The sequence below is a fragment of the Streptomyces clavuligerus genome (assembly GCF_005519465.1).
Taxonomy (GTDB): Bacteria; Actinomycetota; Actinomycetes; order Streptomycetales; family Streptomycetaceae; genus Streptomyces; species Streptomyces clavuligerus.
The window spans coordinates 1,363,430-1,376,114 of record NZ_CP027858.1 but is presented as its reverse complement, the minus strand read 5'-3'; the positions used below and the strand labels follow the sequence as shown (position 1 = coordinate 1,376,114).

The window sequence follows — 12,685 nt, the reverse complement described above, 5'->3', positions numbered from 1 at the left end:
CCCCGGTCGACGCGGGTGGACGACCGGCTGCCGGACGCACCACGGACACCACGGGCACCACGGACAGCGCGCGAACGCCGTACCCGGCACCCGGTACCGGCCGAGCGGCACCCCGTACCGGTGGACCACCGGCCGGAATACCGTACGGACGCCGGACATCTGATGGATGCACGTATATATCGCGCATATATACGGGCGGGCGACGGGACGGACGCAGGCACGGGCGGACGACAGCCGGACGCCGCAACGGACCGACGCGGGAACGGGCGAACGAGAGCGAACGAGGGCGAACGAGGGGGGAACGGACCGACGGCCGCGGGCGACATCGGCGGGGTGGACGAAACCCCCGATCCCCCCGGACCGGGACCGGCCACCGCACCGCCCCACGCCGCAGGACGATCACCACGATCACCAGGGGGAAGCAGCAGGTGAGCAGGTTGGCCTCAGAGACAGCGCGAGGAACGGCCGGCGGCCCCGGCCGCACGGCCCCGATGTCCGCGTCCACCCCCGTGGGACCCATGGGCTCCACCGGCTTCTGCCGGGTCACCGTCGTCGCACCCGACGGCCGCGTCGACGTCGCCCTCCCCGACGACCTGGCCGTCGCCGACCTCTACCCGGAGATCCTGCGGCTGTCCGGACAGAGCCCCGCCCCCGGGGCCCCCGTCGGCTACCACCTGGTCCGCCGCGACGGCACCGTCCTCGACGGCGCCCGCTCCCTCGGCGCCCAGCGCATCCTCGACGGCGAACTCCTTTCCCTGCGCCCCTTCGCCGAATCCCTCCCGCCCGCCGTCTTCGACGACGTCACCGACGCCGTCGCCACCGCCGTCGTCCGCGACCGCGGCCTGTGGAACGAGGACCTCACCCGCGGGGCGGCGCTCTTCGGCGGCTCCGTCCTCCTGCTCCTCCTCGCCTTCGTCCTGTGGTCCTCCGCGCCCCGCCACGACACCCACGGCCTCCCCGGCGTCCTCGCCGCCGTCGCCGCCGTACTCCTGCTCGCGGTCGCCTGTGTCCGCGCCCGCGTCTACGACGACCGGGGCTCCGCCGTCGCCCTCGGGACCGGAGCCCTGGCCAACGCCGCCGTCGCGGGCTCCGGACTGCTGCCGCCCGCCGACGGCCAGGGCGCCGGACGCCTCCACTTCCTCCTCGCCTGCGCCGCCGTCCTGGTGGCCGCGGTGATCCTCACCCTGGTCTCGCCCGGCGGCGACAGCCCCTTCGTCGCCTTCGTCCTCGCCTCCGCCGTCGGCGCGTCGGCCGCCTTCGCCGCACTCCTGTACGGGCTGGCCCCCGTCGAGACCGCCGCCCTCTGCGCCCCCCTCGCCGTGGGCGCACTCGCCTTCCTCCCCGGGCTCGCCACCCGCGTCGCCCGGCTCCCCATCGGCTTCGACCCGCCCCGCACCGCCCTCGTCAGCGGCCACGACGGCGACACCGGGCCGCAGGGCCCCGTCGACGCCGTACGGATCGCCGCCCGGGCCCGCCGCGGCCATGAACTGCTCATCGGCCTGGTCGGCGGCTGCGCCCTGCTCGCCGTCGGCTCCGCCGCCGTCCTCGGCTTCTCGGACAACGGCTGGGCCCGGCTCCTCGCCCTCGCCACCGGCGTCGCCATGCTCATGCGGGCCCATCTCTTCCGCTACACCGCCCAGGTCGCCTGCGCCCTCGCCGCGGGCCTCGCCTCCCTGGTCCTGCTCGGCCTCGGCGTCGGCACGGAACCGCCCGCCGCACTGCTGCGCGAGGCCCTGCGGGGCGACGGCACCGCCCTCGACCTGCGGACGGTCTGGCTCGCCGCCGCCGTCGCCGGGGTCGCCGCGCTGATCACCGCCATCGGGCTGATCGTCCCGCGCACCGGCGTCACCCCGTTCTGGGGCCGCTTCCTGGAGATCGCCGAGACCTGTGTCCTGCTCACCCTGATCCCGCTCGCCCTCGCCGTCTTCGACGTCTACCACGCCATCCGCGCCACCACCTCCTGACCGGGGCCAGGCCCCGCGACACACCGTGCGTGCCCCGCGGCGCTCCGTGCCCGGCGCCCGGCCCGCGACCGGACACGGCGACCGGGGCTGGTACGCTGTGTGACGGCCGTTTGTGTACGCGCTCCCGGATGCCTGGGAGCTGCGCCCATCGGACCTTCGCCTCCGAGTCACGGAAGCCACCTGAGACCAAGACCAGGGGCACTCGCAGGCGCTTCGAACACTCAAGAGGAGTACCCGTGTCTCTCGACGCCGCCACCAAGAAGCAGATCATGGCCGAGTTCGGCACCAAGGAGGGCGACACCGGCTCCCCCGAGGTCCAGGTCGCGATGCTCTCCCGCCGCATCTCGGACCTGACCGAGCACCTCAAGACCCACAAGCACGACCACCACTCCCGCCGTGGTCTGCTGATCCTGGTCGGCCAGCGCCGCCGCCTGCTGCAGTACCTGGCCAAGAAGGACATCCAGCGCTTCCGTGCGCTGGTCGACCGCCTCGGCATCCGCCGCGGTGCGGCCGGCGGCGCCAAGTAAGACGCCGTGAAGGGAGCGGTTCCCACCCCCGGGGACCGCTCCTTTGCTGTTGCCGCCACTGCGGGGCGGCAACCGGGTGACGGGCCGGTGGGACGCCCGTCAGGACGTACCCGCTGTACGCGCCTGACCCGCTGTACGTGCGCGGGCGGCCGGACGCCATTTAGTCTGGTCGCACAACGCACCACCGCAAAACGACAGACCTGACCCGAGAAGCCGACTCACCGCCGGTCCTCGGTAGTGGCCCCCGGAGTGCACAGCCCCGGGTGCTTCGATCGAAGACCGGCCCAGTTCGAGAGCTTCTCCGCCGGTCCCCCGCCACACGGGCGCCGGGGACATAAAGACGCAACGTAACGGAGAAAACGCTAGTGGAGAACGAGACCCACTACGCCGAGGCCGTCATTGACAACGGCTCCTTCGGCACCCGCACCATCCGCTTCGAGACGGGCCGCCTCGCCAAGCAGGCCGCCGGTTCCGCCGTGGCCTACCTGGACGACGACACCATGGTGCTGTCGGCCACCACCGCCTCCAAGAAGCCCAAGGACCAGCTGGACTTCTTCCCCCTCACGGTCGACGTCGAGGAGCGGATGTACGCCGCCGGGAAGATCCCCGGCTCCTTCTTCCGCCGTGAGGGCCGTCCCTCCGAGGACGCCATCCTCACCTGCCGGCTGATCGACCGGCCGCTGCGCCCCTCGTTCAAGAAGGGCCTGCGCAACGAGATCCAGATCGTCGAGACGATCATGGCGCTCAACCCCGACCACCTGTACGACGTGGTCGCCATCAACGCCGCCTCCTGCTCCACCCAGCTCGCGGGCCTGCCCTTCTCCGGCCCGATCGGCGGCACCCGGGTGGCCCTGATCAAGGGCCAGTGGGTCGCCTTCCCGACCCACACCGAGCTGGAGGACGCCGTCTTCGACATGGTCGTCGCCGGCCGTGTCCTGGAGGACGGCGACGTCGCGATCATGATGGTCGAGGCGGAGGCCACCGAGAAGACCGTCCAGCTGGTCAAGGACGGCGCCGAGGCCCCCACCGAGGAGGTCGTCGCCGCCGGTCTGGAAGCCGCGAAGCCCTTCATCAAGGTGCTCTGCAAGGCCCAGTCCGACCTCGCCGCCAAGGCCGCCAAGCCCGAGGGCGAGTTCCCGGTCTTCCTGGAGTACCAGGACGACGTGTACGAGGCCCTGACCGCCGCCGTCAAGGGCGAGCTGGCGCAGGCCCTCACCATCGCGGGCAAGCAGGACCGCGAGACCGAGCTGGACCGCGTCAAGGAGCTGGCCGCCGAGAAGCTGCTCCCGGCCTTCGAGGGCCGCGAGAAGGAGATCTCCGCCGCCTACCGCTCGCTGACCAAGGCCCTGGTGCGCGAGCGCGTCATCAAGGACAAGGTCCGCATCGACGGCCGCGGCGTCACGGACATCCGTACGCTGGCCGCCGAGGTCGAGGCGATCCCGCGGGTGCACGGCTCCGCGCTGTTCGAGCGTGGCGAGACCCAGATCCTGGGCGTCACCACCCTCAACATGCTCCGCATGGAGCAGCAGCTCGACACCCTCTCCCCGGTGACGCGCAAGCGCTACATGCACAACTACAACTTCCCGCCGTACTCCGTCGGTGAGACGGGCCGCGTCGGCTCCCCCAAGCGCCGTGAGATCGGCCACGGCGCCCTCGCCGAGCGCGCCATCGTGCCGGTGCTGCCGTCGCGCGAGGAGTTCCCCTACGCGATCCGCCAGGTCTCCGAGGCGCTGGGCTCCAACGGCTCCACCTCCATGGGCTCGGTCTGCGCCTCCACCATGTCGCTGCTGAACGCCGGTGTGCCGCTGAAGGCCCCCGTCGCCGGTATCGCCATGGGGCTGATCTCCCAGGAGATCGACGGCAAGACGCACTACGTCGCCCTCACCGACATCCTCGGTGCGGAGGACGCCTTCGGCGACATGGACTTCAAGGTCGCCGGTACCAAGGAGTTCGTGACCGCCCTCCAGCTCGACACCAAGCTGGACGGCATCCCGGCCTCCGTCCTGGCCGCGGCCCTCAAGCAGGCCCGCGACGCCCGCCTCCACATCCTCGACGTGATGATGGAAGCGATCGATACGCCGGACGAGATGTCCCCGAACGCCCCGCGGATCATCACCGTCAAGATCCCCGTGGACAAGATCGGTGAGGTCATCGGCCCCAAGGGCAAGATGATCAACCAGATCCAGGAGGACACCGGCGCCGAGATCACGATCGAGGACGACGGCACGATCTACATCGGTGCCGCCGACGGACCGGCCGCCGAGGCCGCCCGCGCCACGATCAACGGCATCGCCAACCCGACGATGCCGGAGGTCGGCGAGCGCTACCTGGGCACGGTCGTCAAGACCACCACGTTCGGCGCGTTCGTCTCCCTGCTCCCGGGCAAGGACGGTCTGCTGCACATCTCGCAGATCCGCAAGCTGGCCGGTGGCAAGCGGGTGGAGAACGTCGAGGACGTGCTCGGTGTGGGCGCCAAGGTCCAGGTCGAGATCGCCGAGATCGACTCCCGCGGCAAGCTCTCCCTGATCCCCGTGGTCGAGGGCGAGGACGCCGATGCCGACAAGAAGGACGACACCGACAAGTGACGTCGCGTAGTTCCCGTGCGACGGCCCGCGCCTCTTCCCAGGCGCGGGCCGTCGCCCGTACCCAAACCCTTCTCAAGGGCGAGGACGGCATCGGTACCGTCCGCCGCACCACCCTCCCCGGTGGGCTGCGGGTGGTCACCGAGACCCTGCCGTCCGTACGCTCCGCCACCTTCGGCATCTGGGCCCACGTCGGCTCCCGGGACGAGACGCCGTCCCTCAACGGCGCCACGCACTATCTGGAGCACCTCCTCTTCAAGGGCACCGAGCGCCGCTCGGCCCTCGACATCTCCTCCGCGATCGACGCGGTCGGCGGGGAGATGAACGCCTTCACGGCGAAGGAGTACACGTGCTACTACGCCCGGGTGCTCGACACCGATCTGCCGCTGGCGATCGACGTGGTCTGCGACATGCTCACCGGTTCGCTGATCCTCCAGGAGGACGTGGACGCCGAGCGCGGGGTGATCCTCGAAGAGATCGCCATGACCGAGGACGACCCCGGTGACTGTGTGCACGACCTGTTCGCGCACACCATGTTCGGCGACACCCCGCTGGGCCGGCCGGTCCTCGGCACCGTCGACACGGTCAACGCCCTCACCGCCGATCGCGTCCGCCGCTTCTACCGCAAGCACTACGACCCGACCCATCTGGTCGTGGCCGCGGCGGGCAACGTGGACCACGCGACCGTCGTCCGCCAGGTCCGCCGCGCCTTCGAGCGGGCCGGTGCCCTCGACCGCGTCGACGCCGTCCCGCTGGCGCCCCGCGACGGGCAGCGCGCCGTGCGCACCGCGGGCCGGGTCGAGCTGATCGACCGCAGGACCGAGCAGGCCCATGTGGTCCTCGGCATGCCGGGCCTCGCCCGCACCGACGACCGCCGCTGGGCGCTCGGCGTGCTGAACACCGCGCTCGGCGGGGGCATGTCCTCCCGGCTCTTCCAGGAGGTCCGCGAGAAGCGCGGGCTGGCCTACAGCGTGTACTCGTACACCTCGGGCTTCGCCGACTGCGGACTCTTCGGCGTCTACGCGGGCTGCCGTCCCAGCCAGGTCCACGATGTGCTCAAGATCTGCCGGGACGAACTGGACCGCGTCGCCTCCCACGGTCTCGACGACGACGAGATCGGCCGCGCCATCGGACAGCTCTCGGGCTCCACGGTGCTCGGCCTGGAGGACACCGGCGCGCTGATGAACCGTATCGGCAAGAGCGAGCTGTGCTGGGGCGCGCAGATGTCCGTGGACGACATGCTGACCCGGATAGCGGCCGTCACCCCCGACGAGGTACGGGAGGTCGCGGCGGAAGTCCTCGGCCGCCGACCCTCGCTCGCGGTGATCGGCCCGCTCAAGGACCGCCAGGCGGAACGGCTGCACGAGACGGTCTCCTGACGTCCCGGGCGTCCCTCCTGAGAGTTCCCGACAGGCACTGAGCACCGTGAGTGCGTACAGAGCGCAGAGCACCGAGGACTGAGGAAGAACTGATGAGCAAGTTGCGCGTGGCGGTCATCGGCGCCAAGGGCCGTATCGGCTCCGAGGCGGTACGGGCCGTCTCGGCCGCGGACGACCTGGAACTGGTCGCCGCCCTCGGCCGGGGCGACCGGCTGGAGACGCTGGCCGAGTCCGGGGCCCAGGTCGTCGTGGAGCTGACCCACCCCGACTCGGTCATGGCCAACCTGGAGTACTGCGTGGGCCAGGGAATCCACGCCGTCGTCGGCACCACCGGCTGGACCGACGACCGCCTCGCGCGGCTGGGGACCGCACTGGACGCCGCCCCGGGCACCGGTGTGCTCATCGCTCCGAACTTCTCCATCGGCGCCGTCCTGACCATGGCCTTCGCCCAGCAGGCGGCCCGCTGGTTCGAGTCGGTCGAGGTGGTGGAGCTGCACCACCCGAACAAGGCCGACGCGCCCAGCGGCACGGCGACCCGTACCGCCCAGCTCATCGCCGCAGCCCGGGCCGCGGCGGGCAGCCCGCCCCAGCCCGACGCCACGGTCACCGCCCTGGACGGTGCCCGTGGCGCGGACGTCGACGGGGTGCCGGTGCACTCGGTACGGCTGCGCGGCCTCCTCGCCCATCAGGAGGTCCTGCTCGGCGGTGAGGGCGAGACCCTCACCATCCGCCACGACTCCCTGCACCACAGCAGCTTCATGCCCGGCGTGCTGCTGGGCGTCCGCCGTGTGGTGCACACCCCGGGCCTCACCTTCGGCCTGGAACACTTCCTCGACCTGGGCTGATCGCATGCGCGCGAAAATCACCTATCTGATCACGGCCGCCGTCCTCGTCGTCTACTTCGTCCTGGTCGGCAGCCGTGGTGTGATGCTCCTCCAGCAGGCCACCCCGCTCACGGTCACCTTCGGTGTCGCGGTGCTGATCCTGCCGGTCATCGGTATCTGGTTCCTCTGGAAGAACACCCAGTTCGTCACCAGGGCCAACCGGCTCGCCGCCGAGCTGGAGGCCGAGGGCGGGCTGCCGGTCGACGATCTCGCCCGCACCCCCGGCGGACGGATCGACCGGGACGCCGCCGACCGGGTCTTCGCCCTGCGGCGCGCCGAGACCGAGCGGTCGCCGGACGACTGGCGCTGCTGGTTCCGGCTGGCGGTCGCCTACCACGACGCCCGCGACACCCCCAGGGCCCGCAAGGCGATGCAGCGCGCGATCACTCTCCGCGAGAGCGCCCGCTGACGACGACGCCCCCGGTCCCGGGCCCGTACACGAGGTACGAAGGCCCGGGACCGGGGGTGTCGCCGCGGGCGGCCGGTCCGGCCGGGAAGGGTCAGGGGGTCCGGTACTCCGAGGCCCATGCCTCCAGGGTGTCCGTGGCCCGGTCGAAGGCTTCCACCCGGCCCAGGAAGTCCCCGTTGTGGTCGGTCAGCAGCGGCAGCGGCTCGCTCTTGCCCTGCCGTACGAGCAGCAGCGCCTGGCCCTGCACCGTACGCGGCAGCCCCAGCCACCGCACCGGCTGCTGAGCGGTCCGCACGGCGGAGATCCGGCCCCAGGGCACCGTCGACGTGGAGAGCAGCGCGACCCGGCGCAGACCGTGGCGGCTCACCCAGACGCCCGCCCGCAGCAGCCGCAGGGCGAGGGCGATCAGGGTCAGGGCGAAGACCGCGCAGACCACGGCCCCCGAGAACGCCCCGGCGACAGCGGTGATCACCGCGGCGAGCAGGACGAACGAGGCGAGCAGCAGCAGGACCGCGCTCGCCCCCACCCGCCAGGGACCCGGGCGGTACGGACGGCGCCACTGGTCGTGGTCGTCGAAGGGCAGGGCGACGCCGTCTGTGTTCGTGTCGTTCGCGTCGTCCGCGTCAAACGTACGGTCGGCCGTCAGAAAGGGCAGGGGCACGACTGATCCTCACTCACCAGCACACTCGATCGGTTGCTGTGACGGGTGAGGCTACCGATGCATATATCGGGCGACCACCCCAGGGGGGCCGTACGAGTTCAGCGACGCTCGGTCGCCTCGGACTGGCCACCCCGGTCCGGCGCCTGGCCGGACTCCATGGCGGGCAGCCCGAACAGCAGCGCCCCGACCAGCCCCGCGGTGACGGTGAGGCCGACCAGCGTACGGGCGGCGAGCTGGGACGGCGTCGCCCGCACCCGTGGCGGCGGGGCGACATTGCTGTCGAAGCTGTCGGCCTCCGCGTGAGCGACGAACGCGAACGGAACGGCTTCTCGCCGGCGGGACATCGGGGCACTCTCCTTCGGATGCGGGACTTCGTTACTCGTACAGACGCACGGAAGGCTGTTTTGGTGCCGCATTCCGTGGAACCAGTCGAAACAGGACAGAAATGGCCGAGAGGGGAGGGTCAGGGAGGAAGGGGAGCAGACCTGAGGGGTGGACTAGAGTGGTCCGCGCCCGCTCAGCCGTTGGAAGGACCCACCCGGTGACCGACACCCCCGCCCAGACCGTGACGCCCAGTTTCCGCAGCGATGTCACCGTCGAGCTGGTGAAGCACACCGCGGCGGACAGCGACGTGCTGTGGGCGGCCCGGGTCTCCACCGCGGGTGAGCAGTCCCTCGAAGAGCTCCAGAAGGACCCCGAGCGCTCCAAGGGCCTGATCAACTATCTGATGCGGGACCGCCACGGCAGCCCCTTCGAGCACAACTCGATGACGTTCTTCATCAGCGCCCCGATCCTTGTCTTCCGTGAGTTCATGCGGCACCGCGTGGGCTGGTCCTACAACGAGGAGTCGGGCCGCTACCGGGAGCTCGAACCGGTGTTCTACGTTCCCGGCCAGGACCGCAAGCTGGTCCAGGAGGGCCGCCCCGGCAAGTACGTCTTCGTCGACGGCAGCCCGGAGCAGCACAAGGTCGTCTCCGACGCCATGATCGACTCCTATCGGCGCTCGTACGAGACCTACCAGGAGATGCTGGCCGCGGGCATCGCCCGCGAGGTGGCCCGCTCGGTCCTTCCCGTCGGACTCTTCTCCTCCATGTACGCGACCTGCAACGCCCGCTCGCTGATGCACTTCCTCGGCCTGCGCACCCAGCACGAGCAGGCCAAGGTGCCGTCCTTCCCGCAGCGGGAGATCGAGATGGTCGGGGAGAAGATGGAGCGGGAGTGGGCCCGGCTCATGCCGCTCACCTACGCCGCGTTCAACGCGAACGGCCGTATCGCCCCCTGACGCTGCCCGGCGGCCTTCTCGTAGCAAAGGGTGGAATTGCACGATAAGTGTCCGCATTGCGGTATTTCATGAAGTTCATCTAGGCTGATCAGACGGACCCGGCACTGCTTGAACCCCCGAGCAGGCAGTGCCGGGCTCCGCATCCCGCTCATCCCACGACGTACGTCACGTCCGGGAGGGGGCACAGCGTGCTGAGCAACGAGTAGCGTGTAACCCATGGCTCCGATCTCCACCCCGCAGACCCCGTTCGGGCGGCTTCTCACCGCGATGGTCACCCCCTTCACGGCGGACGGCGCGCTTGATCTCGACGGCGCGCAGCGCCTCGCCACCCACCTCGTCGACGCCGGAAACGACGGCCTGATCGTCAACGGCACCACCGGCGAGTCCCCGACCACCAGCGACGCGGAGAAAGACCGGCTCGTCCGGGCCGTCCTGGAGGCCGTCGGAGACCGGGCCCATATCGTCGCCGGCGTCGGGACCAACGACACCCGCCACAGCATCGAGCTGGCCCGCGCCGCCGAACGCGCTGGCGCGCACGGCCTGCTCGTCGTCACCCCGTACTACAACAAGCCCCCGCAAGAGGGCCTGCGCCGCCACTTCACGGCCGTCGCCGACGCCACCGGGCTGCCCGTGATGCTCTACGACATCCCCGGCCGCAGCGGTGTCCCCATCGACACCGAAACCCTCGTCCGCCTCGCCGAGCACCCCCGCATCGTCGCCAACAAGGACGCCAAGGGCGACCTCGGCCGGGCCGGCTGGGCCATCGCCCGCAGCGGCCTCGCCTGGTACTCCGGCGACGACATGCTCAACCTCCCGCTGCTCTCCATCGGCGCCGTCGGCTTCGTCTCCGTCGTCGGCCATGTCGCCTCCCCGGAGCTGCGCGCCCTGCTCGACGCCCACCTCGGCGGCGACGTCCGCAAGGCCACGGAGATCCACCAGCGGCTGCTGCCCGTCTACACCGGGATGTTCCGCACCCAGGGCGTCATGACGACCAAGGCCGCCCTCGCCCTCCAGGGCCTGCCGTCCGGTCCCGTCCGGCTGCCCCTGACCGAGCTGTCCCCCGAGGAGACGGACCGGCTCCGCGCCGACCTCGCCGCAGGCGGAGTGCAGCTCTGACCACAGACTTCACAACTGAATAGACAATTGAAAGTCGATCGGAAGTTCGGCGAACTGAATACCTGACCCTGTCCACCGGAGGACGGCCGGACAGGGAACCCCCCCAGCAAGTGCACGAATGTCACGTACGCCACGTGCCCCAGCGGCACGTGGCGTACGTGGTGAGGAGAGTCTTTTGAGTCATCCGCATCCAGAACTCGGCGCCCCGCCGAAGCTGCGCAAGGGCGGCCTGCGCGTCACCCCGCTCGGCGGTCTCGGAGAGATCGGCCGAAACATGACGGTCTTCGAATACGACGGCCGTCTGCTCATCGTCGACTGCGGAGTCCTCTTCCCCGAGGACGAGCAGCCCGGAATCGACCTGATCCTTCCGGACTTCACCACCATCCGGGACCGGCTGGACGATGTCGAAGGCATCGTCCTCACCCACGGTCACGAGGACCACATCGGCGGTGTCCCCTATCTGCTCCGGCTGAAGCCCGACATCCCGCTGATCGGCTCCAAGCTGACGCTCGCCCTCATCGAGGCGAAGCTCCAGGAGCACCGCATCCGCCCGTACACCCTGGAGGTCGCGGAGGGGAACCGTGAGCGGATCGGCCCCTTCGACTGCGAGTTCATCGCGGTCAACCACTCCATCCCGGACGCCCTGGCCGTCGCCATCCGCACCCCCGCGGGCATGGCGGTCCACACCGGCGACTTCAAGATGGACCAGCTCCCGCTCGACGGCCGGCTGACCGACCTCCACGCCTTCGCCCGCCTCAGCGAGGAGGGCATCGACCTGCTGCTCTCCGACTCGACCAATGCCGAGGTCCCCGGCTTCGTCCCGCCGGAGCGCGATATCTCGAACGTGCTCCGCCAGGTCTTCGCGAACGCCCAGAAGCGGATCATCGTGGCGAGCTTCGCGAGCCATGTCCACCGCATCCAGCAGATCCTCGACGCCGCTCATGAGTACGGACGCCGGGTGGCCTTCGTCGGCCGTTCCATGGTCCGCAACATGGGCATCGCCCGCGACCTCGGCTACCTCCGGGTCCCCGCCGGGCTCGTCGTGGACGTCAAGACCCTCGACGACCTGCCGGACCACGAAGTGGTGCTCGTCTGCACGGGGTCCCAGGGCGAGCCGATGGCCGCGCTCTCCCGGATGGCCAACCGCGACCACCAGATCCGCATCGTCCCGGGTGACACGGTCATCCTGGCCTCGTCCCTCATCCCAGGGAACGAGAACGCGGTCTACCGGGTGATCAACGGGCTGACCCGCTGGGGCGCCAACGTGGTGCACAAGGGCAACGCCAAGGTCCATGTCTCGGGCCACGCCTCGGCCGGCGAGCTGCTGTACTTCTACAACATCTGCAAGCCGAAGAACCTGATGCCGGTGCACGGCGAATGGCGCCATCTGCGCGCGAACGCCGAGCTGGGAGCGTTGACAGGGGTCCCGAAGGACCACATCGTCATCGCCGAGGACGGTGTCGTGGTCGATCTGGTGGACGGCAGGGCCCGTATCGTCGGCAAGGTCCAGGCGGGCTATGTCTACGTCGACGGCCTCTCGGTCGGCGATGTCACCGAGGCATCCCTCAAGGACCGGCGCATCCTCGGCGACGAGGGCATCATCTCGATCTTCGTCGTGGTCGACTCCACCACGGGCAAGATCGTCGGCGGTCCCCATCTCCAGGCCCGGGGCTCCGGTATCGACGACTCCAACTTCGGCGGGGTGCTGCCCAAGGTCGAGGAAGCCCTCGCCAAGTCGGCGGCAGACGGGGTCGCGGAGCCCCACCAGCTCCAGCAGCTCATCCGCCGCACGGTGGGCAAGTGGGTGTCCGACACCTATCGCCGCCGCCCCATGATCCTTCCGGTCGTGGTCGAGGTCTGACCTCGCCGCAACCGGTCTGA

11 protein-coding genes are annotated in these 12,685 nt (G+C 70.4%); 9 read left to right on the top strand and 2 right to left on the bottom strand.

Annotated elements, in window-relative coordinates:
- The first annotated feature begins 491 nt into the window (after positions 1 to 491).
- From eccD to CRV15_RS05410, 6 genes are all read left to right on the top strand, one after another.
- Positions 492 to 1,964, top strand: a complete 1,473-nt coding sequence (gene eccD, locus CRV15_RS05435) for a type VII secretion integral membrane protein EccD (RefSeq protein ID WP_003962068.1) — start codon at positions 492 to 494, stop codon at positions 1,962 to 1,964.
- A 236-nt stretch (positions 1,965 to 2,200) separates the two neighbouring features.
- Entirely contained in the window at positions 2,201 to 2,491 is a 291-nt protein-coding gene (gene rpsO / locus CRV15_RS05430; RefSeq protein WP_003958228.1) for a 30S ribosomal protein S15, read from the top strand.
- A gap of 365 nt (positions 2,492 to 2,856) precedes the next feature.
- The gene (locus CRV15_RS05425; RefSeq protein ID WP_003958227.1) at positions 2,857 to 5,076 is read left to right on the top strand and encodes a polyribonucleotide nucleotidyltransferase; all 2,220 of its coding nucleotides are present in this window, start codon (positions 2,857 to 2,859) and stop codon (positions 5,074 to 5,076) included.
- Positions 5,073 to 6,452 carry a M16 family metallopeptidase gene (locus tag CRV15_RS05420; protein WP_003958226.1) on the top strand — a complete coding sequence of 460 codons (1,380 nt, stop codon included), beginning with the start codon at positions 5,073 to 5,075 and terminating at the stop codon, positions 6,450 to 6,452. The genes CRV15_RS05425 and CRV15_RS05420 overlap by 4 nt, the downstream gene beginning before the upstream one ends.
- 92 nt (positions 6,453 to 6,544) lie before the next feature.
- A complete protein-coding gene (gene dapB, locus CRV15_RS05415) occupies positions 6,545 to 7,297 on the top strand; it encodes a 4-hydroxy-tetrahydrodipicolinate reductase (protein WP_003958225.1) in 753 nt (250 codons plus the stop codon).
- Between the two features lie 4 nt (positions 7,298 to 7,301).
- Positions 7,302 to 7,745, top strand: coding sequence for a tetratricopeptide repeat protein (locus CRV15_RS05410; protein WP_003958224.1), 444 nt, complete (start codon positions 7,302 to 7,304; stop codon positions 7,743 to 7,745).
- Positions 7,746 to 7,836: 91 nt separating this feature from the next.
- Here CRV15_RS05410 and CRV15_RS05405 read toward each other — a convergent pair whose 3' ends face one another.
- Positions 7,837 to 8,406 (bottom strand): hypothetical protein, encoded by a 570-nt coding sequence (locus tag CRV15_RS05405; RefSeq protein WP_003962072.1) that lies wholly within the window; start codon positions 8,404 to 8,406, stop codon positions 7,837 to 7,839.
- Between the two features lie 98 nt (positions 8,407 to 8,504).
- On the bottom strand, positions 8,505 to 8,750 hold the full coding sequence (locus CRV15_RS05400; protein ID WP_003958222.1) for a hypothetical protein: 246 nt from the start codon (positions 8,748 to 8,750) through the stop codon (positions 8,505 to 8,507).
- A gap of 197 nt (positions 8,751 to 8,947) precedes the next feature.
- On the opposite strand from CRV15_RS05400, the gene thyX reads away from it, so the two are divergent.
- From thyX to CRV15_RS05385, 3 genes are all read left to right on the top strand, one after another.
- Entirely contained in the window at positions 8,948 to 9,688 is a 741-nt protein-coding gene (thyX, locus tag CRV15_RS05395) for an FAD-dependent thymidylate synthase (protein WP_003958221.1), read from the top strand.
- 216 nt (positions 9,689 to 9,904) lie between these two features.
- The gene (dapA, locus tag CRV15_RS05390; protein ID WP_003958220.1) at positions 9,905 to 10,804 is read left to right on the top strand and encodes a 4-hydroxy-tetrahydrodipicolinate synthase; all 900 of its coding nucleotides are present in this window, start codon (positions 9,905 to 9,907) and stop codon (positions 10,802 to 10,804) included.
- Positions 10,805 to 10,979: 175 nt separating this feature from the next.
- Positions 10,980 to 12,665: a ribonuclease J gene (locus CRV15_RS05385; protein WP_003958219.1), complete on the top strand. Its 1,686-nt coding sequence runs from the start codon at positions 10,980 to 10,982 to the stop codon at positions 12,663 to 12,665.
- Positions 12,666 to 12,685: the final 20 nt, after the last annotated feature.

What these genes read in the sequence shown, in the direction of transcription:
- eccD (WP_003962068.1), top strand. Translation starts at nt 492, where the DNA reads ATGTCCGCGTCCACCCCCGTGGGACCCATGGGCTCCACCGGCTTCTGC.
- dapB (WP_003958225.1), top strand. Translation starts at nt 6,545, where the DNA reads ATGAGCAAGTTGCGCGTGGCGGTCATCGGCGCCAAGGGCCGTATCGGC.
- CRV15_RS05410 (WP_003958224.1), top strand. Translation starts at nt 7,302, where the DNA reads ATGCGCGCGAAAATCACCTATCTGATCACGGCCGCCGTCCTCGTCGTC.
- CRV15_RS05400 (WP_003958222.1), bottom strand. Translation starts at nt 8,750, where the DNA reads ATGTCCCGCCGGCGAGAAGCCGTTCCGTTCGCGTTCGTCGCTCACGCG.
- dapA (WP_003958220.1), top strand. Translation starts at nt 9,905, where the DNA reads ATGGCTCCGATCTCCACCCCGCAGACCCCGTTCGGGCGGCTTCTCACC.